This window comes from Pseudomonas sp. SLBN-26, from assembly GCF_006715895.1.
Lineage (GTDB): Bacteria > Pseudomonadota > Gammaproteobacteria > Pseudomonadales > Pseudomonadaceae > Metapseudomonas > Metapseudomonas otitidis.
On the sequence record NZ_VFOB01000001.1, the window covers coordinates 649,142 to 670,083 of the forward strand.

Sequence of the window (20,942 nt, forward strand, 5' to 3'; positions counted from 1 at the left end):
TTTACTGGCGGTAGGTCTTGAGGAAGTTGCCGATGCGGCCGATGGCCTGCTCCAGGTCGTCGACGCGGGGCAGGGTGACCACGCGGAAGTGGTCCGGCCACGGCCAGTTGAAGGCAGTGCCCTGGACGATCAGCAGCTTCTCGGAGAGCAGCAGGTCGAGCACGAATTTCTCGTCGTTGTGGATCGGGCAGACCTTCGGATCGATGCGCGGGAAGGCATAGAGCGCGCCCATGGGCTTGACGCAGCTGACGCCGGGGATGTCGTTGAGCAGTTCCCAGGCGCGGTTGCGCTGCTCCAGCAGGCGGCCGCCGGGCAGGACCAGGTCGTTGATGCTCTGGTAGCCGCCGAGTGCGGTCTGGATGGCGTGCTGGCTCGGCACGTTGGCGCACAGGCGCATGTTGGCCAGAATGTCGAGGCCTTCTATGTAGCTCTGGGCGCGGTGCTTGGGCCCGGAGATGGCGATCCAGCCGGAGCGGAAGCCGGCCACGCGGTAGGACTTGGACAGCCCGTTGAAGGTCAGGCAGAGCACGTCCGGCGCCAGGGAGGCGGTGGAGATGTGCTGGGCTTCGTCATAGAGGATCTTGTCGTAGATCTCGTCGGAGAAGATCACCAGGTTGTGCTGGCGGGCCAGCTCGACGATCTCCAGCAGCAGCTCGCGGGAGTACACGGCGCCGGTGGGGTTGTTGGGGTTGATCAGCACCAGGGCCTTGGTGTTGGAGGTGATCTTCGCCTTCATGTCGGCAATGTCCGGGAACCAGCCGGCCTGCTCGTCGCACAGGTAGTGCACCGGCTTGCCGCCACCCAGGGCCACGGAGGCGGTCCAGAGCGGGTAGTCGGGGGCCGGGATCAGCACCTCGTCGCCATTGTTCAGCAGGGCCTGCAGGGCCATCACGATCAGCTCGGAGACGCCGTTGCCCAGGTAGATGTCCTCGATGCCGACGCCTTCCACCTGCTTCTGCTGGTAGTACTGCATGACGGCCTTGCGGGCACTGAACAGGCCCTTGGAGTCGCTGTAGCCCTGGGCGGTGGGGAGGTTGCGGATGACGTCCTGGAGGATTTCCTCCGGCGCTTCGAAGCCGAAGGGGGCCGGGTTGCCGATGTTCAGCTTGAGGATGCGGTGGCCTTCCTCTTCCAGACGCTTGGCGTGCTTGAGCACCGGCCCGCGAATGTCGTAGCAGACGTTGGCGAGCTTGTTGGATTTGCTGAACTGCATGGTTCTGAGGGTCCCGAATGTGTTGATGCGCCGGGGGCGGCCGCTGGGGCAGTGGAAGGGGCGGATACCTTGGCAGCCGGCAGCGCCGCTGCCAGACTGGCGCCCGAAGGCACGCATGATACGTGCGGCCCGATGGCCGGAAAAGGTACGGGTCGGGCTTTTTTCCGCAACGAGGTGACCCTATGGAAAAGCTGGACAAACCCCTTGAAGCCTGGCGCGAAGAGCTGACCGACGCACAGTTCCACGTCTGCCGCCTGGGGGGCACCGAACGGCCCTTCACCGGCGAATACAACGGCACCAAGACGCCCGGCATCTACCACTGCGCCTGCTGCGGTGCGGCGCTGTTCGATTCCGATGCCAAGTACGACTCCGGCAGCGGCTGGCCCAGCTACTTCCAGCCGGTGGACGACCAGGCCATCGCCGAGCTGGAGGACTTCAGCCACGGCATGCACCGCGTCGAGGTGCGCTGTGCCCGTTGCGAGGCCCACCTGGGGCATGTCTTCCCCGATGGACCCAGGCCGACCGGCCTGCGCTACTGCATCAATTCCGTGGCGCTGAAGCTCGTGCCTCGGGACTGAATGCCAAAGCCCGCCGCCGGCGGGCTTTATTTTTGTTCAATAGAATTGCGTGCAATTTAGTTGGGCGCTATTTTTGTCGCGGCTTTCCCTTCCGACTTTCATTAACTGAGGCACGCACCATGAGCGATCGGCTTCTCGACATTCCCGTCACCACCATCAAGGGCGAACAGAAGACCCTGGCGGACTTCGGCGGCAAGGCGCTGCTGGTGGTCAACACCGCCAGCAAGTGCGGCTTCACCCCCCAGTACAAGGGGCTGGAGGCGATCTGGCAGCAATACCGCGACAAGGGCCTGGTGGTACTGGGCTTCCCCTGCAACCAGTTCGGCAAGCAGGAGCCGGGTGACGAAGGGGCGATCTCGGAGTTCTGCGAGCTGAACTTCGGCGTGACCTTCCCGCTGTTCCGCAAGATCGAGGTGAACGGCGCGGGAGCCCACCCGCTCTACGTCGCGCTGAAGAAGCGGGCGCCGGGCCTGCTGGGCAGCCAGGGTATCAAGTGGAACTTCACCAAGTTCCTGATCGACGGCGAGGGTCGTGAGGTCAAGCGCTTCGCGCCCACCACCAAGCCCGAGGAACTCACCGCCGAGATCGAAGCGCTGCTGAAATGAAGCCGTTGCCGTCACCGCCCGAGGCGGACCTGCTGCTGGAGAACCAGCTCTGCTTCAAGCTCTATGCCGCCTCCCGCCTGGTGATCCGGGGCTACCGGCCGTTGCTGGAGCGCTTGAGGCTGACCTACCCGCAGTACCTGGCGATGCTGGTGCTCTGGGAGTGGCAGGCACGGCCGCCCGAGCAGCCCACGGTGAAGGCCCTGGGAGAGCGGCTGATGCTGGATTCCGGCACCCTGACGCCCTTGCTCAAGCGCCTGGAGCAGTTGGGTCATGTGCAGCGGCGCCGGGCTGCCCAGGACGAGCGCGAGGTGCACCTGGCGCTCACCCCCTCGGGGGTGGCCCTGCGTGACGAGACGGCGGCGCTGCGCGCGCAACTGATCTGCGACAGCGGGCTGGAGCTGGACGAGATGGTCGAGCTGCGCGCGCGGCTCTCCGGGCTGCTGGAACGCTTCAGCGGGTTGGCTGGGTAGCCGGCAGCCAGTTGTCCAGCAGGGTCACCAGGTCTTCCCGGCGGAACGGCTTGGCCAGGTAGTCGTCCATGCCGGCGGCGCGGCAGCGTTCGCGCTCGTCCGGCAGGGCGTTGGCCGTCAGCGCGACGATGGGCAGGCCGGGCCATTGGCCGCTCTGGCGAATGCGCCGGGTGGCTTCGTAGCCGTCCATGATCGGCATGTTGCAGTCCATCAGCACCAACTCCACCGGCTCCCTCGCCAGCACTTCCAGCGCTTCGCCGCCGTGGCTGGCCACCAGCACCTCGCAGCCGAGCTTGCTGAGCATGCCCTTGGCTACCAGCTGGTTCACCGCGTTGTCTTCCACCAGCAGCACGCGCGCGGAGTGGTGCGGGCGCGGCCGTTGCTCGCTGCTGGGTTGGGCGGTGTGCTCGTGGGGGTGCAGGCTTCGATGCAGGGCCTGGTACAGGGTGGAGCGCGAGATCGGACGGGCCAGTTGCTGCAGCGGGGCCAGCGGTGCGGCGCGCTCGGCGGGCAGGAAGCTGCCGTAGCCGGTGACCAGCAGGATCGGTGTCGGACCGGCCTCGCGCAGGCGAGGCAACTGCTCGGGGGCGTCGGTGATCACCTGGTCCCACGGGCCGTCGTCCAGGGAAGCGTCGGTGTTGCGTCGCTCATAGTGGATGCCCCAGATCGGCAGCCAGACCTTGAGCAGGTCCGACAGGCCGCTGCCGGCAGAGCACAGGGCCAGGACCCGTCCCTTGAGGGGAGGCGGCAGCATGGCGGGGGTGTCCGTGAACAGGGGCAGTTCGGCGCTGAACTGGCTGCCGAGGCCTTCTTCGGAATGCACCTGGAGTCGGCCCTCCATGGCTTCGCAGAGGCGCCGGGTGAGCGCCAGCCCGAGACCGGTGCCGCCGAATTGCCGGGCGATCCCCGCGCCGCCCTGGGCGAAGGGCTGGAACAGCTTCGGCAGGGCTTCGGCGGAGATGCCGATGCCGGTGTCCCGCACGCTGATCACCACACCCTGGTCGCCAGCCGGCGTGACCCGCAGGTCCACCCGGCCGACGCGGGTGAACTTGAGGGCGTTGGAGAGCAGGTTGCTGACGATCTGCCGCACCCGCGTCGGGTCGCCCATCACCAGGGAGGGCAAGCGCGGGTCCACCAGGCAGCTCAGTTCCACGCCGGGCGCTGCGTTCTGCGAGAGCAGGCTGGCGGTGTCCTCCACCAGCACGCCGAGGTCGAAGGGGATGGCCTCCAGCTCCAGCTGGCCGGCCTCGAACTTGGACAGGTCGAGGATGTCGTTGAGCAGCTCCACCAGTACGCTGCCGGAGTCGTGGGCGATGGTCAGCTGCTGGCGTTGCTCGGGGCTCAGGGGGCCGTCGAGGGTGAGCGAGAGCATGCCCAGCAGGCCGTTGAGCGGGGTGCGGATCTCGTGGCTCATGTTGGCCAGGAAGGCGGCGCGGGCCTGGGCGGTCTCCAGGGCACTGGCGCGGGCCATTTCCAGCTCGGCGTTGGACTGGCTGAGGCGGCGGTTGGTGGCCTTCAGCTCGGCGGTGCGAGCCGAGACGATGTTCTCCAGTTCGGCCAGGTACTGCGTGAGGCGGTCCTCCGCGTCCCGGCGCTGGCCCATTTCGGCCATCAGGCTGGCCAACTGGCGGTTGATCACATCCACCAGCACACCGATCTCGTCATGCTCGTGGCCAGGCGGGTAGGGCAGGCGGTTCTCGCCGGGGGAACGGGTATCCTGCTCGCTGAGCCCACGGATCAGCCCCACCAGGGGCTTGGTCAGCATGCTGTAGAACAGCACCAGCAGGATCAGCGACAGCAACAGGCTGCGCACGAAGCCGGACACCAGGGTCAGCATGGAGCGCCGCAGGAAGTGGTTGCCGAAGGCGAAGGTGTCCACCTCCAGGCGCAGCAGGCCCAGGGCTTCCTCGGGGGCGTGGGTGATGAACAGCGGGTCCTGGAATTCGCGGCGGGCGCCGAAGAGGAAGTCGCTGAACACCCGGTAGTCGCTGCGCGCAGCGGGGCGAGCGACGCTGGCTAGCACGGTGCCGCTGTTGTCGATGATCTCGGCGCGGATCACCGCCGGCGAGCGCAGCAGCCCGGCCACCAGCTCCTGGGCCAGTTCGGCGTCGATGTTGTAGGCGATGCGGGCAGCAGGGTTGTGGCTGATTTCCAACAGAGCGCGGATTTCCCTGTCCAGCGAGGCGTTCTCGCTGGCGTAGTCGATGCCGACCTGGATGATGCTGAGCAGTGTTCCGAGGATGAAGGCCACCAGCACGGTGAGGCTGGCCTGCTTGAACGACAGGCGTTGGGTCAGCGGGATATCCATTGGGGGTGATTCGGCCTTGTTCCGTGGGCTTGCCAAGCATAGCCTATCCCACCTTCCAGCCATCCGGCTGTGCCTTATTACAAGGAGTTGGAACGTGGATTCCCGATTGCTCGACTTCCTCGAACGCGCCGACGCGGTGCTGGCCCGCCTGGAGCCGCTGCTGCCGGCGGAGCGCCCGGTCATCGACTGGGAACGTTGCCTGGCGGCGCGCTGGCACCGCGACGGGCGCAGCGGCTTCCTGCAGCCGCTGGAGGTGAGCCTGGACCTGGATCTCGACGACCTGATCGGCGTGGACCCGCAGCGGGACACCCTGGCGCGCAACACCCGCCAGTTCGTCGACGGCCTGCCGGCCAACCATGCCCTGTTGTGGGGCGCGCGGGGCACGGGCAAGTCTTCGCTGGTTCGGGCGCTGCTCGCCGCTCATGCCGGAGAAGGGCTGCGCCTGGTGGAGATCGAACGTGACCACCTGGCCGACCTGCCCCGTGTGGTGGAGCTGCTTGCCGGGCTGCCGCAACGCTTCGTGCTGTTCTGCGACGACCTCTCGTTCGAGGCGGGCGAAGGCGACTATCGGGTGCTCAAGAGCGTGCTCGATGGCTCCCTGGAGCGGGCGCCGGACAATGTGCTGCTCTATGCCACGTCCAACCGCCGCCACCTGGTGCCGGAGAAGCAGAGCGACAACGAGAACTGGAAGATGGTGGACGGCGAACTCCACCCCAACGAAGCGGTGGAGGACAAGATCGCGCTGTCCGACCGCTTCGGCCTCTGGCTCTCCTTCTATCCCTTCACCCAGGAACACTTCCTGGCGGTGGTGCGCCACTGGATCAGCTCCCTGGCCGCGACCGCCGGGCTGGAGTGGACCTGGGATGAAAACCTGGAGAAGGAAGCCATCCGCTGGGCCCTCGGGCGCGGCAACCGTAACGGCCGTTGTGCCTATCAATTCGCCCGCCAATGGGTTGGCCGGGCGCTGCTGGAGACTGCTTGATGATCGATCTGAAAACCGCCGGTGCCGGCCTCGACGGCTACGCGCTGCTGGCGGCGCAACTGGAATCCCTGCTGGCCGACGAGCGTGATTTCATCGCCAATGCCTCGCAGTTCGCGGCGTTCCTGTTCAATGAGCTGCCCGACCTGAACTGGGCCGGCTTCTACCTCAACAAGAATGAGCAACTGGTGCTCGGGCCGTTCCAGGGCAAGGTCGCCTGCGTACGGATTCCCTTCGACAAGGGCGTTTGCGGGGCGGCTGCCCGCACTCGCGCGACCCAGCGTGTGGAAGATGTGCATGCCTTCCCCGGCCATATCGCCTGCGACAGTGCCTCCAACAGCGAGCTGGTGGTTCCGCTGGTGAAGAACGGCGTGCTGATCGGGGTGCTGGATCTGGACAGTCCGAGCGTCGGGCGTTTCAGCGAGGCAGACCAGGCGGGCATCGAGAACCTGGCGTCGATCTTCCTGCGGTTGACCGACTGCTGAGGGAATATCCCGGCACCATGGCGGTGCCGGGATCGGTGGGGCTGGGATCAGGCCTTGCCGGAGAGCTTGTCGATCATGCGTTGCTCACCCGGCAGCACGGCCTGGACCGACTCCCGGGCGCGGATGCGCTGGTAGTGGGCGGCCAGCGCCGGCCAGCGGCTGGCGTCGATGGTTTCACCGCCGTGTTCCATGTTGATCAACTGGCAGCACAGGGCCAGGTCCGCCATGGTCGGGCCTTCGCCAACGAAGTAGTCCGCGTTGCCCAGGGTTTTTTCCAGGTAGTCGAAGTGCGGCGGCAGCTTGTCCAGGAGCGCTGCCTTTATCGCTTCCTCGTCCGACGGTTTGCCCATGGTGGGCTTGAGCACCCGGTTGCGGAACACCGTGAAGGTGGTGAGCGGGGCGAGCTCGTAGTCGGCGTACTTCTCCAGCCAGCGGATGCGCGCGCTCTGCTGCGCATCGGTGCCGTAGAGCGGCATAAGCTCCGGATGTTTCTCTTCCAGGTACTGGCCGATCACGCTGGAGTCGGCGAGGGTGAAGTCGCCATCACGCAGCGCGGGAATGCGGCCCAGCGGGTTCAGTTCCCGGTACCAGGCCGGTTGGCCGAACGGGGTGATGATCTCCAGCTGGTAGTCCAGCGCCTTCTCCAGCAGGCACAGGCGAACCTTGCGCACGAAAGGGGACAGGGGTGCGCCGTACAGGGTGATGCTCATCGTTGTTGTCCTCGTCTGAGCAGGGCGGGGTGCGGATCAGTCGTAGATGTTCTTCTTCTTCCACATGTCCTCGTCGTCCAGCTGGTCGAGGCCGGCGGTGAGTTCGCTCGGCTCTTCGGGGGCAGGCTTCTTGTCGAGGGAGAGGGCATCGGCACGGGCCAGCTGCGCTTGCAGGGCCTGCAGCTGGGTCTTGTAGCGGGCCGGATCGGGCTGCTTCTGCAGGTACTGCACGCCGCGCTCGAAGGCCAGGCGGGCCTGGCGCGGCTGGCCGTCATGCAGGGCCTGGGCGCCGATATTGGTGAAGAACTCGATGTGCAGCTGAACCAGCATGCCGCGGATGTCGTTGACCCAGCGCTTGGCATCGGCCACCGGCAGGTAGCCGTCCTTCGCCGAGCGGGTGAGCTGGCCGTGCAGGGACTCCAGCTGGAAGCGTACTTCCTTGGCCTGGGCTTCGTTGAGCACCTTGATCGGCGCATTGCGGATCGGCATGCCTTCGCCCAGGTTCACCAGGCCGCGCAGCTCTTCTATCTGCACCTTCAGTTGTGCATTGCCTTTATCCAGGGGCAGGAGGCGTTCGCAGAACAGCAATTGCAGGCGGGTGAGGGTGAGCTTCAGCTCGGGCGTCATGAACTGGCCGGGCAGGGATTCGGACAGGTCGGCGCAGCGGCGCAAGCGGTCCTGGAGGTCGGCGCGCTGGCGGGCCTTCTCCAGCTTGCTGTTTTCCACCACATGGTTGGCATAGCCGATGACCAGCAGCAGAACGATGCCGGCTATTACCACCAGGGTGATCAGGAGTGGGGACATCTTCTTACAGCTCCCGTGGATTGAGCGTTTCGCCGGAGTGTAGTGGCTTGGCTTGTCCCCTCATAGCTCTGCGTCATGTTTTGGCCTGAAGTCTTTGATTTTGAAAAGTTTTTGATAGAGGGTTGACGGCTGTCGAATGGCTCCCTAGAATGCGCGCCACTTCGACGCGATGCCCGAAAGGCAAAGCGAAAGAAGCCGGAAGAAAGCGTCAAAGCTGTTGTAAGTTCCGGGCCGCGTCCCCTTCGTCTAGTGGCCTAGGACACCGCCCTTTCACGGCGGTAACAGGGGTTCGAGTCCCCTAGGGGACGCCAATTTTCGGTTGTATTGCGGGAATAGCTCAGTTGGTAGAGCACGACCTTGCCAAGGTCGGGGTCGCGAGTTCGAGTCTCGTTTCCCGCTCCAGTTTGTTCAGGCAGTGCTTGATAAAGCGTTGTTTGTCCCCTTCGTCTAGTGGCCTAGGACACCGCCCTTTCACGGCGGTAACAGGGGTTCGAGTCCCCTAGGGGACGCCAGTTTTACGGTTGCATGCGGGAATAGCTCAGTTGGTAGAGCACGACCTTGCCAAGGTCGGGGTCGCGAGTTCGAGTCTCGTTTCCCGCTCCAGTGTTCAAGCAGTGCTTGAAAAGCGTTGTTTGTCCCCTTCGTCTAGTGGCCTAGGACACCGCCCTTTCACGGCGGTAACAGGGGTTCGAGTCCCCTAGGGGACGCCAGTTTTACAGTTGCATGCGGGAATAGCTCAGTTGGTAGAGCACGACCTTGCCAAGGTCGGGGTCGCGAGTTCGAGTCTCGTTTCCCGCTCCAGATAAACAAGAACGCCGCTCATCGAGCGGCGTTTTTGTTCGTGCCGTGAAAAGTGCCTGCCTCTTCACCTGCCTTGCTGATTCCACCGACCGCCCCGAAGAGCGGCCAGTGGTCATCGCTCAGTGCTTGCTGGCGTCGTCGCCCAGGGCGAGCAGCTGTTTTTCCTGGTTCCAGTCGAACGGTTCGTCGTTCTCTTCCGCCTCGAAGCGGCGCTCGTCGAGGCGCTGGAACAGGGCGATCTCCTCATCCGGCATGAAATGCAGGCAGTCGCCGCCGAAGAACCACAGCAGGTCGCGCGGCACCAGGTGGGCGATCTGCGGGTAGCGGTGGAAGACCTGGCTGATCAGATCCTGACCCAGGTACTGGCTGCCTTCCGGGTCGCGGGGCAGTTCGGTGATCAGCTCGTCGAAGCGCTCGACGAACAGGGCATGGTTCTCTTCGGGAACCTGCTCGGCCTCGCCCAGGGCGACCAGGATGCCGCGCAGGTGGTGGAGCAGGGCGAGGTGATGGTCGAGGTAGGGGTTGGACATGGCGGTACATCCTGGAACGAATCAATGAACGGGCGCGGAGTATAAGGCCCTCCGCGCCCGCTGTCCCGCCGGGGCTCAGCGCACCTTGCCTGCCGCTGGCAGCAGCTCCTCCTTGTCGAAGTCATCCACGTCGATCACCACCCGCCGCGCGGCCTCGGCGGCGCGCAGGCGCTGGGCCGCCTCGGTGTCCAGTACGCCGGCAGCCAGGGCGGCGTCCACCGGGTGTTCGCCGGCCGTCGGCTTGACGCGTCCATCCTTCAGCGCCTTGTGCAGCTCCCGCTGCAGCGGCTGGACGTCGGCGAGCGCGTCCACGGCGCGCTGCAGGGCCGCTACTGGATCGCCCTCGGCGGAAGGCCGGAAGCAGCCGACCAGCACGCTTTCCAGCGCCGGGTCGCCCCGGTCGCGACCGAGGATTTCGGCCACTTCGGCATCCAGCGCATCCGACGGCCCCTTGTGGCGACGGCCAAGCGGGAACACCAGCACCTGCAACAGGCAGCCGAGGATACGGCTGGGGAAGTTGGCGAGCAGGCCCGCCAGGGCGTCCTCGGCCTTGCCCAGGGATTCCTCCAGGGACCAGCGCACCAGCGGTCGCAGGTGCTCCGGGTGGTCCAGGTCGTGGTAGCGCTTGAGCGCGGCAGAGGCCAGGTAAAGGTGGCTGAGCACATCACCCAGGCGGGCGGACAGGCGCTCGCGGCGTTTCAGCTCGCCCCCCAGCAACATCATGCTCAGGTCAGCCAGCACGGCGAAGGCAGCGGCGAGCCGGTCGAGGCTGCGGAAATAGCCCTGGGCCAGGGCATCTCCCGGTGCGGGGCTGAGACGCCCTGCGCCCAGGCCCAGCAGCAGGGTGCTGGCGGCGTTGCTCACGGCGAAGCCGACATGGCGCAGCAGCAGGTCGTCGAACTCCTCCAGCGCACGCTCGCGGTCCTCACGGGCGGCCAGGGCCATCTCCTTGAGCACGAACGGATGGCAGCGGATGGCGCCCTGGCCAAAGATCATCAGGTTGCGCGAGAGGATGTTGGCGCCTTCCACGGTGATGAAGATCGGCGCGCCCTGCCAGGAACGGCCCAGGTAGTTGTTCGGGCCCATGATGATGCCCTTGCCGCCGTGCACGTCCATGGCGTGGCCGATGCACTCGCGGCCACGTTCGGTCAGGTGGTACTTGAGGATGGCCGAGAGCACCGAGGGCTTCTCGCCCAGGTCCACCGCGTTGGCTGTGAGCATACGCGCGGCGTCCATCAGCCAGGCGTTGCCGCCGATGCGGGCCATGGCTTCCTGGATGCCTTCGAAGGCCGACAGCGGCACGTTGAACTGCTCGCGCACACGGGTGTACTGACCGGTCACCAGGCTGGTGTACTTGGCGGCGCCGGTGCCCACCGCCGGCAGCGAGATGGAGCGGCCGACGGAGAGGCAGTTCATCAGCATCATCCAGCCCTTGCCGAGCATGGGCTGGCCGCCGATCAGGTAGTCCAGCGGGACGAACACGTCCTTGCCGGAGTTGGGGCCGTTCATGAAGGCAGCGCCCAGGGGCAGGTGGCGGCGGCCGATGTTCACCCCGGGGGTGTCGGTGGGGATCAGGGCCAGGCTGATGCCCAGGTCTTCCTCGTCGCCCAGCAGGTGGTCCGGGTCGTAGGCCTTGAAGGCCAGGCCGAGCAGGGTGGCGACCGGGCCGAGGGTGATGTAGCGCTTCTCCCAGGTCAGGCGCAGGCCGATCACTTCCTCGCCGTTCCACTGGCCCTTGCAGATGATGCCGGTGTCGGGCATTGCCCCGGCATCGGAGCCGGCCAGCGGGCCGGTGAGGGCGAAGCAGGGGATTTCTTCGCCGGTGGCCAGGCGCGGCAGGTAGTGCTGGCGCTGTTCGTCGGTGCCGTAGTGCAGCAGCAGTTCGGCGGGGCCGAGGGAGTTGGGCACCATCACCGTGGAGGCGAGGTCGCCGCTGCGGGTGGCCAGCTTCATGGCGACCTGGGAGTGGGCATAGGCGGAGAAGCCCTTGCCGCCGTATTCCTTCGGAATGATCAGGCCGAAGAAGCCGTGGGCCTTGATGTGCGCCCAGGCTTCCGGGGGCAGGTCCATGCGCTGGCCGATGTCCCAGTCGCTGACCATGGCGCACAGCTCTTCAGTGGGGCCGTCGATGAAGGCCTGCTCCTCGGCGGTGAGCGTCGGGCGCGGGTAGTCGAGCAGCGTGTTCCAGTTCGGGCGACCGCTGAACAGCTCGCCGTCCCACCACACGGTGCCGGCCTCGATGGCGTCACGCTCGGTCTCCGACATGGGCGGCAGCACGCGCTGGAACCACGCGAACAGCGGGGCGGTGATCAGCTTGCGGCGCATGTCCGGCAGGGCCAGTGGCAGGGCCACCGCGAGCCAGAGAATCCAGAGCATCGCCAGCAGCCAGCCGGGCGAGTGGCTGAACACCCCCATGGCCAGCAGGTACAGGGCGACCGCTCCAAGGGCGGGCAGGGGAGAGGTGCGGCGGTGCGCCAGCCAGGCGACCCCCAGTACCAGAACGAGCAACCAGAGAAACACCATGCTTGATCCTCCTTGAGGACGACGCGGCCGCCGTCACGGGTCAGGGTGTCGCCAGGACGGCGACAGGGGCGTTCAGCTTGGCCGGATCGTCGTGCCGGCAGGGTGTCGCCTGCTTCTAGACTGGGGCCTGTCCCCACGGGAGCAACGCCATGCAGTCCAGCCTACGATCCGGTCGCTTCGTTGATAGTGACCACCCCCTGGTGGTTGAGTTCGCCTTGCGCAATCGCGGCGAAAGCCCGCACCCGCGTGACCAGGCGGTCAGCCTGTACCACGCCGTGCGCGACGGCATCCGCTACAACCCCTACACCTTCAGCCGTGACCCGGAGACGCTCAAGGCCAGCCATGCCTTGATGGCGGGGGCGTCCTACTGCGTGCCCAAGGCCATCCTTCTGGCGGCTTGCGCGCGGGTCTGCGGCATCCCGGCCCGCATCGGCCTGGCGGACGTGCGCAACCACCTGGCCACGCCGCGCCTGCTGCAACTGCTGCGAAGCGAGGTGTTCGCCATGCACGGCTACACCGAGCTGCACCTGGACGGCCGCTGGGTGAAGGCGACGCCGGCGTTCAACCTGGCGCTGTGCCGGGTCTTCGGCGTGGAGCCACTGGCGTTCGATGGGGTGCACGACAGCGTCTTCCACCCGTTCAACGGCCAGGGCGAGCGCTACATGGAGTACCTGGCCGACCACGGCCAGTTCGACGACCTGCCGGAGGACCTGTTCTTCGGCCATCTGCAGCAGGTCTATCCGCACCTGTTCGAGCCGGGCTCCGCCTTCATGAGCGGCGATCTCCAGGCCGAGGCCGCGACACCCGGCGTGCTGGATGCCGAGTCCTGAAGGCCGCGCCACCTCGCTCAGGTCGATAAGCGTTATCAATGCAAATGCCTGGTCACCTGCCCGGGCAATGCCTCTAGAATGTCGGCCTGCCAAACAGCTGGAGCCGCGACATGTTGAAGATCTGGGGCCGGAAGAACTCCTCCAACGTGAGAAAAGCCCTCTGGGCCGCCGAAGAGGTCGGTGTGGCCTACGAGTCCATCGACGCCGGGGGCGCGTTCGGCCTGGTCAACGAGCCGGCCTACCGGGCGATGAACCCGAACGGCCTGGTCCCGGTGATCGAAGACGGCGACCTGGTGCTCTGGGAGTCCAACGCCGTCGTCCGCTACCTGACCGCGCGCTACGCAGCCGGCACCCTCTACCCCGAAGACCCGGCCGTGCGTGCCGTGGGGGACAAGTGGATGGACTGGACAAGCACCACCCTGGCGCCGGTATTCCGCGACCTGTTCTGGGGCACGCTGCGTATTCCGCCGGCCGAGCGCGACCCCGTGCGCATCGCAGCCGCCCTGGCGCGTTGCAGCGAGCTGCTGGCCCTGCCGGAGCAGGCCCTGGCGAAACAGCCGTACCTCTCCGGCGACACCCTGGCGATGGGCGACATCCCCCTGGGCTGCTTCATCTACGCCTGGTTCGAGATGCCCATCGAGCGGCCGCCGCAGCCCGCGCTGGCGGCCTGGTACGAGCGGCTCAAGGCGCGTCCGGCCTACCGCCGTGCGGTGATGACCGCACTGACCTGATGCTAGGCTCACCCCACCGAGCGCTGCGCCGGGCCTTGCCGCCTGGCGCAGCGTCTTTGCACATTCCTGACTGAAGGCACGTTCCCTCCATGACTTCCGCACTGTCCATCCGGCAGCTGACCAAGACCTATGGCAACGGCTTCCAGGCCCTCAAGGGCATCGACCTGGAAGTGGCCGAAGGCGATTTCTTCGCCCTGCTGGGCCCCAACGGGGCCGGCAAATCCACCACCATCGGCATCCTCTCCACGCTGGTGAACAAGACCAGCGGCACGGTGAGCGTGTTCGGCAACGACCTGGACAAGAACCCCTACGCCCTCAAGCGCTGCCTGGGCGTGGTGCCCCAGGAGTTCAACTTCAACCAGTTCGAGAAGGTCTTCGACATCGTCGTGACCCAAGCCGGCTACTACGGCATCCCGGCGAAGATCGCCAAGGAGCGCGCCGAGCAGTACCTGACCCAGCTGGGCCTGTGGGAGAAGCGCAACGCCGCCTCCCGCGAACTGTCCGGCGGCATGAAGCGCCGCCTGATGATTGCCCGCGCCCTGGTGCACCAGCCGCGCCTGCTGATCCTCGACGAGCCCACCGCCGGCGTCGACATCGAGCTGCGCCGGTCCATGTGGAGCTTCCTCACCGACCTCAACGCCCAGGGCATCACCATCATCCTCACCACCCACTACCTGGAGGAGGCGGAGCAGCTCTGCCGCCACATCGGCATCATCGACCACGGCACCATCGTCGAGAACACCAGCATGAAGGCGCTGCTGAAGACGCTGCACGTCGAGACCTTCCTGCTCGACCTCAAGGACACCCTCGCCACGGCGCCGGCCCTGGTCGGCTACCCGGTGCGCCTGGTGGATGACCACACCCTGGAAGTGCAGGTGGAGAAGAGCCAGGGCATCACCGAGCTGTTCCGCCAGCTCTCCGCCGTCGGCATCGAGGTGCTGAGCCTGCGCAACAAGACCAACCGCCTGGAGGAGCTGTTCGTGTCCTTGGTCGAGAAGAACCTGTCGAAGGTGGCCATATGAGTTCGGAACTGCGCGCCAACCTGGTCGCCCTCAACACCATCGTCTACCGCGAAGTCCGCCGCTTCACCCGTATCTGGCCGCAGACCCTGCTGCCCCCGGGCATCACCATGGCGCTGTACTTCATCATCTTCGGCAACCTGATCGGCCGGCAGATCGGCGACATGGGCGGCTTCACCTACATGGAGTACATCGTGCCGGGGCTGATCATGATGTCGGTGATCACCAACTCCTACAGCAACGTGGTGTCCAGCTTCTTCGGCAGCAAGTTCCAGCGTTCCATCGAGGAGCTGCTGGTCTCGCCGGTGTCGCCCCACACCATCCTCCTCGGCTACACCATCGGCGGCGTGCTGCGCGGGCTGGCGGTGGGGGTGATCGTCACCCTGCTGTCGCTGTTCTTCACCCACCTGCAGGTGCACCACCTGGGCGTCACCGTCATCGTGGTGCTGCTGACGGCGACCATCTTCTCCCTGGGGGGCTTCATCAACGCGGTGTACGCGCGCAACTTCGACGACATCTCCATCGTCCCGACCTTCGTGCTGACGCCGCTGACCTACCTGGGCGGGGTGTTCTACTCCATCAGCCTGCTGCCGGCGTTCTGGCAGAAGGTCTCGCTGATCAACCCGATCCTGCACATGGTCAACGCCTTCCGCTACGGCATCCTCGGCGTGTCCGACATCAACATCGGCGTGGCCATCGCGCTGATGCTGCTGACCACCCTGGTGCTCTACATCGTCTGCGTGCGCCTGCTGGTGAGCGGGCGTGGGATGCGCCAGTAAGCACGGCGCACCTCGCAGGAGCGGGCTCTGCGCGCGAAGGCTGATCACCGGCACGCGGGCGGAGCTGGGCAAAACGCGGTACCGGGCGGCATCTTCGTGGGAGCGAATTCATTCGCGAAAAAGGCCCCTTGCGGGGCATCGCGGTTGAAACCGCTCCCACACCGGGTGCCCGCGCTGATGCCGAGCCACCGCGCGGCATCCAGTTTGTAGGGTGGGTCGGGCGGCGTTCCGCTTCAGCCCACCATTTCCTGGCACTCCCTCATGGCAGGGCGGCGTCCACGAGCCCCGGGACCTGGCCTGTTTCGTGGGAGCGAATTCATTCGCGAATGAAGGCCCGTCCCGGGCATCGCGGTTGAACCGCTCCCACGCCGCCTGGCCCGCCTCCGAAATGCATCCCTCCCGATACAAACCGTCACAGACTGCCTGCATCTTTACGTGCCTCTGACAAAACTCCGCCGATACTCCCGGTAGACTTTTTCATTTTCGACAAAAACGACTCGAAAAGAGGCTGTAGATGATTGTTCGTCGCCGCGCCTGGCCCCTGCTGCTGTTGGGGTTGCTCACCTGTCCAGCGTTCGCTGCCAACCCGCCACTGGTCGAAGTGGCCGAGCCCCAGCGTGCCCTGGTCCGGGACGAGCTGGTGACCTTCGGGTCCCTGCGCTCCGACGAATCGGTGACCCTGCGCCCCGAAGTGGACGGGCGCTTGGCCCGCCTGCATTTCCGCGAGGGGGAGGCGGTCAAGGCCGGGGATCTGCTGGTCAGCCTGGACGATGCCATCGCCCGCGCCGAGCTGGACCAGGCCCGGGCCAACCTCGACCTGGCGGAGAAGAGCTACCAGCGCGCCCAGATGCTCTACAAGCGCGGCGCCAGCAACGCCCAGGCCCAGGACGAGGCGCTGTCGCAACAGCAGGCCGCCCGCGCCAGCCTGGCGCTGGCCCAGGCCCGCCTCGACAAGACCCAGCTCCGTGCGCCCTACGACGGTGTGCTCGGCCTGCGCCAGGTCAGCCCCGGCGACTACCTCAGCGCCGGCCAGGACATCGTCAACCTCGAAGTGCTCGACCCGCTCAAGGTGGATTTCCGCATCCCGCAGAAGGCGGTGGCCCAGGTGCAACTGGGGCAGACCGTGGAGATCAGCGTGGACGCCTACCCGGGCGAGCGCTTCCAGGGGCGCATCGCCGCCCTCAACCCGCGCCTGGACGAGGTGGGGCGCAGCCAGGCGATCCGGGCCGAGATCGCCAATGCCGACCGGCGCCTCAAGCCGGGCCAGTTCGTGAAGGTCTCGGTGATCCTCGCCGAGCGCCCGGATGCGCTGCTGATCCCCGAGGAAGCAGTGATCCCGGTGGGGCGCCAGCTGTATGTCGCCGTTGTGGTGGACGGCAAGGTGGCGCGCCTGCCGGTGCGCATCGGCCAGCGTCAACGCGGGCGGGCCGAGGTGGTAGAAGGCCTCGCCGGTGACGAGCAGGTGATCACCGCCGGTTGGCAGAAGGCCGCGCCGGGGCAGGAGGTCCGCACCGTCGCGCGGGGCGAGTCATGACCCTCTCCGACCTGTGCATCCGCCGGCCGGTGTTCGCCACCGTGCTGTCCCTGGTGGTGGTCCTGCTGGGGCTGATGGCCTACCAGCGGCTGACCGTGCGCGAGTACCCGAACATCGACGTGCCGGTGGTCACGGTCAACGTCATCTACCCCGGCGCCAGCCCGGAAATCATGGAGTCCCAGGTGGCGCAGCCCATCGAGGACGTGCTGTCGGGCATCCAGGGGCTGGACTTCGTGTCCTCCATCAGCCGCTCGGAAAACACCCAGATCACCGCGCAGTTCCGTCTCGGCAGCAACGCCAACGAGGCGGCCAACGACGTGCGCGACCGCCTCGGGCGGGTGCGCGGCCTGTTGCCGGACGAGATCGACGAACCGGTGGTGCAGAAGGTCGAGGCCGATGCCCAGCCGGTGGTCTGGCTGGCGTTCTACAGCGACCAGTACAGCGCCATGGCGATCACCGACGTGCTGGAGCGGGTGGTGCAGGACCGCCTGCAGACCATCCCCGGCGTTTCCGAGGTACAGATCCGCGGCGCGCGCACCTACGCCATGCGCATCTGGCTCGACCCGGAGAAGCTCGCCGCCCACGACCTCACCGTGCAGGACGTGGAGGCCGCCCTGCGCCGGCAGAACGTGGAGATCCCCGCCGGGCGCATCGAGTCGGTGCAGCGCGAGTTCAGCGTGCTGGCGGAAACCGACCTGAAGACCCCCGAGCAGTTCAACCACCTGATCATCGACGACCGCCGCGGCTACCTGCTGCGCCTGTCCGACGTCGGCCATGCCGAGATCGGCGCGGCCGACGAGCGCTCCCTGGTGCGCTTCAACGGGCGCCAGGCGGTTTCCCTGGGGCTGGTCAAGCAGGCCACTGCCAATCCGCTGGACATCTCCGACGGCCTCAACGCCGCCTTGCCCGACGTGCGCAGCCTGCTGCCGGACGGCATGGAGATGGCCATCGCCAACGACAACTCGCTGTTCATCCGCGAATCCATCGCCAACGTCTACACCACCATCTGGGAGGCGGTGGTGCTGGTGGTGCTGATCATCTTCCTGTTCCTGCGCTCCCTGCGGGCAACGCTGATCCCGCTGGTGACCATCCCGGTGTCGCTGATCGGCGCCTTCGCCCTGATGGCGCTGATGGGCTTCTCCATCAACACCCTGACCCTGCTGGCCATGGTGCTGGCCATCGGCCTGGTGGTGGACGACGCCATCGTGGTGCTGGAGAACATCCACCGCCATATCGAGGCGGGCCTGTCACCGGTGCAGGCGGCGTTCAAGGGCAGCCGCGAGATCGCCTTCGCGGTGATCGCCATGACCTTGACCCTGGCGGCGGTCTACGCGCCCATCGGCTTCATGCAGGGCACCTCGGGCAAGCTCTTCACCGAGTTCTCCTGGACCCTGGCCGGCGCGGTGCTGGTCTCCGGCTTCGTCGCCCTCACGCTGTCACCGATGATGTGTGCCCAACTGCTCAGGCCGCACCGGGCGGAGCCGCGCCATGGCCGCCTGTACAACCTGATCGAAGGCTTCCTCAACGGCCTCACCTACAGCTACCGGCACCTGCTGGAGCGGGTGTTGCGCGCCTGGGTGCTGATCGCGCTGTTCCTCGTCGGCGTGCTGCTGCTGTGCCTGTGGATGTTCAGCGGCCTGCGCAGCGAACTGGCGCCCACCGAAGACACCGGCACCATCGTCAGCACCCTCAACGGCCCGGATGGCGCCACCCTGCAGTACACCGCGCGCTATGCCCGGCAACTGGAGGAGGCCTACCGCAGCGTCCCCGAGGCCAACCGCTACATGGTGGTGGTGGGCTTCCCCACCGTGGCCCAGGGGCTTTCCTTCCTCAAGCTGGAGGACTGGAGCGCGCGCAGCCGCAGCCAGTTCGAGATTCGCGATGCCTTGTTGCCCAAGCTGCAGGACATCCCCGGGGTGCGGGCCTTCCCGGTGAACCGCCCGCCGCTGGGGCAGAGCGCGCGCAACCAGCCGGTGAACTTCGTCATCCGCTCGTCCCTGGAGTACGCCGAGCTGCAGCAGTATGTGGACCAGTTGCTGCAGCGGGTGCGCGACTACCCGGGGCTGGAGAGCATCGACACCGACCTCAAGCTCAACACCCCGCAGCTCAAGGTCACGGTGAACCGCGAGCAGGCCACCGCCGTGGGCACCGACGTCGCCACCATCGGCCGCAGCCTGGAAAGCCTGTTCGGCAGCCGCCAGGTGACCCGCTTCAAGCAGAACGGCGAGCAGTACGACGTGCTGGTGCAACTGGCGGACGTCGACCGCAGCAACCCGGACGATCTCAACCGGGTCTACGTGCGCGGGCGCGACGGCAGCATGGTGCAGCTCTCCAACCTGATCGAGGTGGAGGAAACCGTCGCCCCCCGGGAGCTGAACCACTTCAACCAGCTGCGCGCGGTGACCCTCAGCGCCAACGTCGGCTCCGGCTACACCCTGGGCGAGGCGCTGGACCACCTGGAGACGGTGGCCCGCGAGGTGATGCCCGCCGAGACCCAGTTCGACTACACCGGCATTTCCCGTGACTTCAAGGCCTCCGGCGCGGGGGTGGCGCTGACCTTCGCGCTGGCGCTGGTGTTCATCTACCTGGTGCTGGCGGCGCAGTTCGAGAGCTTCGTCGATCCGCTGGTGATCCTCTTCAGCGTGCCGCTCTCCATGGCCGGCGCGCTGCTGGCGCTGGAGCTGTTCGGCGGCACCCTGAACATCTATTCCCAGGTGGGGATGGTCACCCTCATCGGGTTGATCACCAAGCACGGCATTCTCATCGTCGAGTTCGCCAACCAGCAGCTGCGCGAGGGTCGCGGCCTGGATGAGTCGGTCATGGAGGCGGCCGTGCAGCGGCTGCGGCCGATCCTGATGACCACCGGCGCCATGGTGCTGGGCTCCCTGCCGCTGGCCATCGCCACCGGCGCCGGGGCGGAGAGCCGCCGGCAGATCGGCATGGTCATCGTCGGGGGGCTGCTGGTGGGCACGTTCTTCACGCTGTTCGTGGTGCCCACGCTGTACCGCAAGCTGCGCCAGTGGCGGCCCATCCGGCCGCTGGCGGAGCGGGAGGCGGGGGAGGTGCTGGGGGCCTGATCAGGCCCGCACGCGCTCCTGCTGGGTGACCTGCTGGCAGATCTCGATGATCTGCTCGCGCATCCAGCGGTTGGCCGGGTCCTGGTCGGTGCTTTCGTGCCAGTAGAGGTGGGTCTCCAGGGCGGGCACGTCGTTCACCGGCAGGTCGACGAAGTGCAGGTCGTGGCGGCGGGCGAAGCGCTCCGGCACGGTCATCGCCATGTCGGTGCTCTGCAGCACGGTGGAAGCCATCATGTAGTGCTGCGAGCGCAGCGCGACCTTGCGCTGGATGCCCATCTTGCCCAGGGCCAGGTCCACGTAGCCCAGGCCGTTGCGGCGGCTGGAGATGTGGATGTGCGACAGCGAGAGGTACTCGTCCAGGCTGATGCGCTCCTTGGCCAGCGGGTGGCCACGGCGCATGGCGCATACGTAGCGGTCGTCCATCAGCTTCACGTGGCGGACCTGCGGGTCGGTGTTCAGCGGCGCGTCTACGGCGAAGTCCAGGCGCCCGGCGGCCAGCTCCTTGGTGGTTTCGCGGCGCTTGGCGAGGAAGCTTTCCACCTGCACCTGGGGCGCCAGGCGGCGCAGGCGCTGGAACAGCAGCGGCAGGATCACCGCCTCGCTGAGGTCGGTCATGCTGATGCGGTAGGTCTTGTTGGCCTGCAGCGGGTTGAAGGTGCGGCTCTCCTGCACCGAGACCCGCAGCAGCTGCAGGGCGTTGCGCACCGGGCCGATGATGTTCTGCGCCATCGGCGTGGGCACCATGCCCTGGGCGGTGCGGACGAACAGGGGATCGTTGAAGGTCTCGCGCAGGCGGGCGAGGGCGTTGGACACGGCAGGCTGGGTGATGCCGACGATCTGCCCGGCACGGGTCAGGTTGGCCTCGGTGTAGATGGCGTCGAAGACGATGAACAGATTCAGGTCCACCTTGTTGAGGTTCATGCCGCACGTGCTCCTTGGATTGTTCTTGTCGAGGGATGCACCATA

General features: G+C 66.6%; 18 protein-coding genes and 6 tRNA genes. 17 read left to right on the forward strand and 7 right to left on the reverse strand.

Annotated elements, in window-relative coordinates; translation table 11 throughout:
* Window position 1: 1 nt before the first annotated feature.
* On the reverse strand, window positions 2–1,213 hold the full coding sequence (locus FBY21_RS03160; RefSeq protein WP_044399719.1) for a pyridoxal phosphate-dependent aminotransferase: 1,212 nt from the start codon (window positions 1,211–1,213) through the stop codon (window positions 2–4).
* A 182-nt stretch (window positions 1,214–1,395) separates the two neighbouring features.
* Between FBY21_RS03160 and msrB the strand changes: the two genes are divergently transcribed.
* The 3 genes from msrB to FBY21_RS03175 all read left to right on the forward strand — a co-directional run bounded on the left by msrB (window position 1,396) and on the right by FBY21_RS03175 (window position 2,866).
* Window positions 1,396–1,791, forward strand: coding sequence for a peptide-methionine (R)-S-oxide reductase MsrB (msrB, locus tag FBY21_RS03165; RefSeq protein ID WP_069560472.1), 396 nt, complete (start codon window positions 1,396–1,398; stop codon window positions 1,789–1,791).
* A 119-nt stretch (window positions 1,792–1,910) separates the two neighbouring features.
* Window positions 1,911–2,396, forward strand: a complete 486-nt coding sequence (locus FBY21_RS03170; RefSeq protein ID WP_044399714.1) for a glutathione peroxidase — start codon at window positions 1,911–1,913, stop codon at window positions 2,394–2,396.
* Window positions 2,393–2,866, forward strand: coding sequence for a MarR family winged helix-turn-helix transcriptional regulator (locus FBY21_RS03175; protein ID WP_142008558.1), 474 nt, complete (start codon window positions 2,393–2,395; stop codon window positions 2,864–2,866). Before FBY21_RS03170 ends, FBY21_RS03175 begins: the two co-directional genes overlap by 4 nt.
* On the opposite strand, the gene FBY21_RS03180 is transcribed toward FBY21_RS03175, so the two are convergent.
* Window positions 2,847–5,174, reverse strand: coding sequence for an ATP-binding protein (locus tag FBY21_RS03180; RefSeq protein ID WP_142008560.1), 2,328 nt, complete (start codon window positions 5,172–5,174; stop codon window positions 2,847–2,849). The two genes, FBY21_RS03175 and FBY21_RS03180, sit on opposite strands and share 20 nt — an antisense overlap.
* A gap of 94 nt (window positions 5,175–5,268) precedes the next feature.
* On the opposite strand from FBY21_RS03180, the gene FBY21_RS03185 reads away from it, so the two are divergent.
* Both FBY21_RS03185 and FBY21_RS03190 read left to right on the forward strand, forming a co-directional pair.
* Window positions 5,269–6,156 (forward strand): ATP-binding protein, encoded by an 888-nt coding sequence (locus FBY21_RS03185; RefSeq protein WP_044399705.1) that lies wholly within the window; start codon window positions 5,269–5,271, stop codon window positions 6,154–6,156.
* On the forward strand, window positions 6,156–6,638 hold the full coding sequence (locus FBY21_RS03190; RefSeq protein WP_074973904.1) for a GAF domain-containing protein: 483 nt from the start codon (window positions 6,156–6,158) through the stop codon (window positions 6,636–6,638). Before FBY21_RS03185 ends, FBY21_RS03190 begins: the two co-directional genes overlap by 1 nt.
* Before the next feature lie 47 nt (window positions 6,639–6,685).
* Here FBY21_RS03190 and FBY21_RS03195 read toward each other — a convergent pair whose 3' ends face one another.
* Together FBY21_RS03195 and FBY21_RS03200 are read right to left on the reverse strand one after the other, a co-directional pair.
* Window positions 6,686–7,348, reverse strand: coding sequence for a glutathione S-transferase family protein (locus tag FBY21_RS03195; protein WP_074973902.1), 663 nt, complete (start codon window positions 7,346–7,348; stop codon window positions 6,686–6,688).
* A 36-nt stretch (window positions 7,349–7,384) separates the two neighbouring features.
* Window positions 7,385–8,152, reverse strand: coding sequence for a hypothetical protein (locus tag FBY21_RS03200; RefSeq protein WP_044399696.1), 768 nt, complete (start codon window positions 8,150–8,152; stop codon window positions 7,385–7,387).
* A gap of 235 nt (window positions 8,153–8,387) precedes the next feature.
* Between FBY21_RS03200 and FBY21_RS03205 the strand changes: the two genes are divergently transcribed.
* The 6 genes from FBY21_RS03205 (at window position 8,388) to FBY21_RS03230 (ending at window position 8,953) form a co-directional block, all read left to right on the forward strand.
* Window positions 8,388–8,463 (forward strand) — tRNA-Glu (locus tag FBY21_RS03205).
* Window positions 8,464–8,478: 15 nt separating this feature from the next.
* A tRNA-Gly gene (locus FBY21_RS03210) sits at window positions 8,479–8,554 on the forward strand.
* A gap of 34 nt (window positions 8,555–8,588) precedes the next feature.
* Window positions 8,589–8,664: transfer RNA gene (locus FBY21_RS03215), tRNA-Glu, on the forward strand.
* 15 nt (window positions 8,665–8,679) lie between these two features.
* A tRNA-Gly gene (locus tag FBY21_RS03220) sits at window positions 8,680–8,755 on the forward strand.
* A 31-nt stretch (window positions 8,756–8,786) separates the two neighbouring features.
* Window positions 8,787–8,862: transfer RNA gene (locus tag FBY21_RS03225), tRNA-Glu, on the forward strand.
* A 15-nt stretch (window positions 8,863–8,877) separates the two neighbouring features.
* Window positions 8,878–8,953 (forward strand) — tRNA-Gly (locus FBY21_RS03230).
* Between the two features lie 119 nt (window positions 8,954–9,072).
* On the opposite strand, the gene FBY21_RS03235 is transcribed toward FBY21_RS03230, so the two are convergent.
* Together FBY21_RS03235 and FBY21_RS03240 are read right to left on the reverse strand one after the other, a co-directional pair.
* Entirely contained in the window at window positions 9,073–9,483 is a 411-nt protein-coding gene (locus tag FBY21_RS03235) for a PA2817 family protein (protein ID WP_044399693.1), read from the reverse strand.
* 75 nt (window positions 9,484–9,558) lie between these two features.
* Window positions 9,559–12,006, reverse strand: a complete 2,448-nt coding sequence (locus FBY21_RS03240) for an acyl-CoA dehydrogenase (RefSeq protein ID WP_142008562.1) — start codon at window positions 12,004–12,006, stop codon at window positions 9,559–9,561.
* A gap of 149 nt (window positions 12,007–12,155) precedes the next feature.
* Here FBY21_RS03240 and FBY21_RS03245 point away from each other — a divergent pair, with 149 nt between their 5' ends.
* From FBY21_RS03245 to FBY21_RS03270, 6 genes are all read left to right on the forward strand, one after another.
* A complete protein-coding gene (locus FBY21_RS03245; RefSeq protein ID WP_142008563.1) occupies window positions 12,156–12,836 on the forward strand; it encodes a transglutaminase-like domain-containing protein in 681 nt (226 codons plus the stop codon).
* A 110-nt stretch (window positions 12,837–12,946) separates the two neighbouring features.
* Window positions 12,947–13,567, forward strand: coding sequence for a glutathione S-transferase family protein (locus FBY21_RS03250; RefSeq protein ID WP_142008565.1), 621 nt, complete (start codon window positions 12,947–12,949; stop codon window positions 13,565–13,567).
* Window positions 13,568–13,656: 89 nt separating this feature from the next.
* Window positions 13,657–14,589, forward strand: coding sequence for an ABC transporter ATP-binding protein (locus tag FBY21_RS03255; RefSeq protein ID WP_044399683.1), 933 nt, complete (start codon window positions 13,657–13,659; stop codon window positions 14,587–14,589).
* On the forward strand, window positions 14,586–15,365 hold the full coding sequence (locus FBY21_RS03260) for an ABC transporter permease (protein ID WP_044399681.1): 780 nt from the start codon (window positions 14,586–14,588) through the stop codon (window positions 15,363–15,365). Before FBY21_RS03255 ends, FBY21_RS03260 begins: the two co-directional genes overlap by 4 nt.
* Window positions 15,366–15,879: 514 nt before the next feature.
* Window positions 15,880–16,899 (forward strand): efflux RND transporter periplasmic adaptor subunit, encoded by a 1,020-nt coding sequence (locus tag FBY21_RS03265; protein ID WP_142008567.1) that lies wholly within the window; start codon window positions 15,880–15,882, stop codon window positions 16,897–16,899.
* Window positions 16,896–19,976 carry an efflux RND transporter permease subunit gene (locus tag FBY21_RS03270; RefSeq protein WP_142008569.1) on the forward strand — a complete coding sequence of 1,027 codons (3,081 nt, stop codon included), beginning with the start codon at window positions 16,896–16,898 and terminating at the stop codon, window positions 19,974–19,976. Before FBY21_RS03265 ends, FBY21_RS03270 begins: the two co-directional genes overlap by 4 nt.
* Here FBY21_RS03270 and FBY21_RS03275 read toward each other — a convergent pair whose 3' ends face one another.
* Window positions 19,977–20,897, reverse strand: a complete 921-nt coding sequence (locus FBY21_RS03275) for a LysR family transcriptional regulator (protein WP_044399673.1) — start codon at window positions 20,895–20,897, stop codon at window positions 19,977–19,979. It lies immediately after the preceding gene.
* Window positions 20,898–20,942 lie beyond the last annotated feature (45 nt).